This window comes from Microbacterium sp., from assembly GCF_052102115.1.
GTDB lineage: Bacteria > Actinomycetota > Actinomycetes > Actinomycetales > Microbacteriaceae > Microbacterium.
Window position 1 is genome coordinate 12,356 of record NZ_JBQDVP010000054.1, and the last position, 4,131, is coordinate 16,486.

Consider the following 4,131-nt stretch of genomic DNA (forward strand, 5'->3'; position numbering starts at 1 on the left):
AGGCGGGCGTCGCTCGATCAGGCAGGAAGGTTTTCGCGGCTGGAGCGGGCACCGAACCCGCGAAAACCTTCTCGCATCTCGCGCTATTCGCCGGTCTTGTCGTCTATCGCGGGGAAGTCGTCGACGAGATCGTCGAACATCGGCTCATCGGGGTTGCCGTAGTAGTACTCCGAGCGGGCGTCCGCCGACGCGTGCTTGATGACGGTGAGCTGCGGGGGCCGCATGGTGCTCTGCGTGACGTGATATTCGGTCACGATTCCTCCGGCGGATGCTGTGAGCTCGACGTCGCTGTCAGCATCGGCCGCGCACTGCTCGGCGAGCGCGTCATTGATGGGAACGATGATGCAGAGGAGTCCGGTCTCCCAGGTGCCCCAGACCACGGTGTCGCCGTCGTATCCGATGATGCTGAGCTGCTCGGGCTGATACCCCGCCGCTTCGATCTCGCGCAACTGAGTGAGCTCTTCGTCGGAGTACCGCGATTCCCAGTCGGACTGGCTCTGGTCCCACACCTGGATGAACGGCACCAGCTCGCCCGTCGGCGTCGGAATGAGGCCGGCATTGAGCTGCTGACCGGCCTTCTCCTCACCCTCGGGCACGGTGGCGGTCGCGTTCGGCCAGACCGAGTCCTTCAGGCCGCCTGTCGGAACACACCCGTCTCGAGGAGTCGTCGAACCCGTGACGATCACGCAGGTCTCGTCGCCGTCGGAGCGGTCGGCGCTCCAGACGACGACGCCGTACTGCTCTGCCAGGGGGACGATCGTTCCCGGGTCGTAGCGCTCCCCGGCTTCGAGCTCGGCCTGCGTGCCGCCGTGGGCCGCGGCCAGTGCGGATGCGTCGCCGTCCCACCCCCAGATGCCCCACCCGATGCCGAGGCCGATCGCGAGGATCGCGGCGGATGCTGCGGCCAGGATCGGCCAGCGGCGGCGTGGGGTGGCGGGTGGGGCTTCGGGGTGGTGCGGGGCTTCGGAGGTTTCGACTCCCTCCGGTCGCTCAACCCGTTTCGTCTCGCCTTCGGCTCGCTCAACGACCCGCGGGTCGCCTTCGACTCGCTCAACGACCGGCGGGGGGCCTTCGGCTCGCTCAACGACCCGGTCAGACTCGCTGTGGGGCCGGGCGCTGAGCGAGCGTGGCGAGTCGAAGCGTCGAAGCCTCTCCTCCCCCTCGAGCTCCTGCAACCGCGCGAGCTCCTCAGCCGTCAGGCCGCCGCCTGGACCATAGGCTTTGGCGCGCAGCATCCGCAGTTCTGCTGATTCGTCCGCCTGCGGCATCGGGCTATCCCATCTGCTCGAACTGCATGGCCGCCCAGATCAGCCATCCGAGGCTGAAGATCGTGGCGGCGAGGCCCAGCACGAGCGCCCAGGTCGCCAGCGACCGGCTCTCGACCGGGCGGCGCAACGACATGATCGCGGCGATCACAGCGATGATGGCGAGCGGGATGCCCCAGCCCACGAACCACGACGCGATCAGCGCCACGATCGCGGCGACGAGCGCCCACGGTGCCAGGCGCGCGTTGTCCTCGACGATCAGCTCCTCGGCCGGAGCCCACTGGGCTGTCGGCGTGCCCGCGGTGTCGTCCGGACCGCTGGCGATGGTCGGAGCGAGACCGACCGGGCCGGTGGGCATCCGCGTGTAGCCCTCGCGCGGCGCGCCGGGCACGCGGGCGGCATCGGCGGGGTGCACCACTTCGGGGCTCGGCGTCTCCACGCTCGGCGGGTCGACCTGGGGCGGGTCGGCCTGCGGAGAGCCAGCACGGCGCGCGGCGCGCCGCTCAGACGGCTGCTCAGACACCCGCTCGGATTCGGGGCGCTCTGTCGGGTCGCTCATGCGTCTCCCCCAGCATCCGCACGCTCGGCCACCTGGATCTCGGCCACCTGGATCTCGGTGACCGGCAGCGTCGAGTCCGCACCGAACGCGAGCGTCGAGGGGCGGCGCCCCGACGCGATGAGGTCGGCGGCGAGCGCGGCGATCATCGCGCCGTTGTCGGTGCACAGGTTTAGCGGCGGGATGCGCACGGTCACGCCGGCATCCGCTGCGCGCTGGAGGGCGACCTCGCGCAGTCTCCGGTTGGCGATGACGCCCCCGCCGAGCAGCAACCGTGGCACACCCAGGTCTGCGCAGGCGGCGAGCGCCTTCGTCACGAGCACGTCGACGACGGCCTCGCGGAAGCTGGCGGCGACATCAGCCACCGGCACCTGCTCGCCCGACGCCTCGCTGCGCTCGACCCAGCGGGCGACGGCGGTCTTGAGTCCCGAGAACGAGAAGTCGTAGCGGTGCTTGACGAGATCCTGCGGCTTGGAGAGTCCGCGGGGGAAGCGGATCGCCTTCGGGTCGCCGTCCACCGCGGCTCGGTCGATCTCGGGCCCGCCCGGATACGGCAGCGACAGCAGGCGTGCGACCTTGTCGAACGCCTCGCCGGCCGCATCGTCGATCGTCTCGCCGAGCAGCTCGACGTCGGTCGTGAGGTCGCGCACGTGCAGCAGAGAGGTGTGTCCGCCCGAGACGAGCAGCGCGATGGTCGGATACTCCAGCGGGTCGGTGTCCGGCGTCACGATGTCGGCGGCGATGTGCCCGACGAGATGGTTGACGGCGTACAGCGGCTTGTTCAGCGACACCGCGAGACCCTTGGCTGCGCCGACGCCGACCATGAGGGCTCCGGCGAGGCCCGGTCCGCTGGTGACGGCAATCGCGTCGAGATCTTCCAGGCGCACCTGGGCCTCGGCGAGCGCGGCATGGATGGTCGGCTCGAGCGCCTCGAGGTGCGCGCGGGCGGCGACCTCGGGCACGACGCCGCCGTAGCGGGCGTGCTCGTCCATGCTCGAGGCGATCGTGTTCGACAACAGCGTGCGGCCGCGGACGATGCCGATGCCGGTCTCGTCGCAGCTCGTCTCGATGCCGAGCACCAGCGGTTCGCTCATCGCAGCTTCACCTTCATCACGATGGCATCCACGTCGTCGGGCTGGTAGTAGCGCGGGCGGCGGCCGATCTCTTCGAACCCCTCGGACAGGTACAGTCCCTCGGCCGACGGATTGTCGGCGCGCACCTCGAGGAACACCTCGCGCGCGCCGCGGGCGGATGCTTCGGCCAGCAGAGCCCGCAGCATCGCCCGCCCGCGCCCGGACCCCCGGTGCGCTTCGATCAGCGCGATGGTCTGGATATCAGCATCCGCGTTCCCCCGAATCGCGCGGAGCCCGGCGTACCCGACGACCCGGCCATCCTCTTCGTCGACGAGGTAGTGGCTGTAGTCGCTGACGAGCTCGGCGGCCATGGCCGTGCTGCTCCACGCGTCGGACGGGAACGACGCGTTCTCGATGGCCATGATCGCGTCGAGATCGGCGGAGGTCGCGGTGCGGATCGCCATCAGCTCACCCGCTTCGGCGCGCCCGGGACAGTGACGTCGGGCTGGCGCAGGTACAGCGGCTCGGGCCCGGTCAGCTCGCGCCCGCCACGCGCGGCACGGATGCCGACCCTGCCGAGGGCCGCGGCATCGAGGGTCGCCACCTCGATCGAGTGGATGCCGCGCAGCCGGTCGTCCGCGTCGATTCGGGGCACGAGGACGGTGGGTTCGACGAGATTCGGGATGCCGTCGGCATCCAGCCCGTCGAAGAGACTGATCGCAACCTCGCGGCGGCGGGCATCGGTGACGATCGCGAACGGAGTCTCGGGGGCATCCGCCTGGATCACCGCGAGGGCTGGGGCGAAGTGACTGGGAACCGGGACGACCGGGATGCCGCGGCCGAGCGCGAATGCGCGGGCGGTGGCGATGCCGATGCGCAGGCCGGTGAACGGGCCGGGGCCCATGCCCGCGACGACGTGGGTGACTTCTTCGTTTCCGGCATCCGCGAGCGCGCGCTGCAGGAGCGTGCCGATGACCTCGGCGTGGCCGAGCGGATCAGGGCTGGATGCGTCGGCCAGCGCACGACCGTCGGCATCGAGGAGAGCGACGGCCGACCCCAGCGAGGTGTCGACGGCGAGAATCACCTTTCCAGGGTAGTCGGGTCGACGTGGAACCGGCTTTTGGCGGGGCGCGGTGGTTTCGTCTCGCTCCGCTCGCTCAACCCGTTTCGTCTTCTCGCTGCGCTCGTCGCTCAACGACCAACAAAGAGGCGCCGCAGCCCGCCGGGCGTTGAGCGA

At 70.3% G+C, this 4,131-nt stretch carries 5 protein-coding genes; all 5 read right to left on the bottom strand.

Going from position 1 to position 4,131, the window contains the following annotated elements:
• Positions 1 to 83: 83 nt before the first annotated feature.
• Genes ACTICP_RS13635 through tsaB form a run of 5 tightly spaced genes read right to left on the bottom strand, consistent with a single transcriptional unit; the run spans position 84 to position 3,978 of the window.
• Positions 84 to 1,268, bottom strand: coding sequence for a hypothetical protein (locus tag ACTICP_RS13635; RefSeq protein ID WP_441893240.1), 1,185 nt, complete (start codon positions 1,266 to 1,268; stop codon positions 84 to 86).
• 4 nt (positions 1,269 to 1,272) lie between these two features.
• A complete protein-coding gene (locus tag ACTICP_RS13640; RefSeq protein WP_441893242.1) occupies positions 1,273 to 1,824 on the bottom strand; it encodes a hypothetical protein in 552 nt (183 codons plus the stop codon).
• Positions 1,821 to 2,915, bottom strand: a complete 1,095-nt coding sequence (gene tsaD / locus ACTICP_RS13645; protein WP_441893244.1) for a tRNA (adenosine(37)-N6)-threonylcarbamoyltransferase complex transferase subunit TsaD — start codon at positions 2,913 to 2,915, stop codon at positions 1,821 to 1,823. Before tsaD ends, ACTICP_RS13640 begins: the two co-directional genes overlap by 4 nt.
• A complete protein-coding gene (gene rimI / locus ACTICP_RS13650) occupies positions 2,912 to 3,358 on the bottom strand; it encodes a ribosomal protein S18-alanine N-acetyltransferase (protein WP_441893246.1) in 447 nt (148 codons plus the stop codon). The genes tsaD and rimI overlap by 4 nt, the downstream gene beginning before the upstream one ends.
• Positions 3,358 to 3,978 (bottom strand): tRNA (adenosine(37)-N6)-threonylcarbamoyltransferase complex dimerization subunit type 1 TsaB, encoded by a 621-nt coding sequence (gene tsaB / locus ACTICP_RS13655; RefSeq protein ID WP_441893248.1) that lies wholly within the window; start codon positions 3,976 to 3,978, stop codon positions 3,358 to 3,360. Before tsaB ends, rimI begins: the two co-directional genes overlap by 1 nt.
• Between the last annotated feature and the right edge of the window lie 153 nt (positions 3,979 to 4,131).

Bases quoted from the DNA above. Each gene is read 5' to 3' on its own strand.
- ACTICP_RS13635 (WP_441893240.1), bottom strand. From the start codon at position 1,268: ATGCCGCAGGCGGACGAATCAGCAGAACTGCGGATGCTGCGCGCCAAA.
- ACTICP_RS13640 (WP_441893242.1), bottom strand. From the start codon at position 1,824: ATGAGCGACCCGACAGAGCGCCCCGAATCCGAGCGGGTGTCTGAGCAG.
- tsaD (WP_441893244.1), bottom strand. From the start codon at position 2,915: ATGAGCGAACCGCTGGTGCTCGGCATCGAGACGAGCTGCGACGAGACC.
- rimI (WP_441893246.1), bottom strand. From the start codon at position 3,358: ATGGCGATCCGCACCGCGACCTCCGCCGATCTCGACGCGATCATGGCC.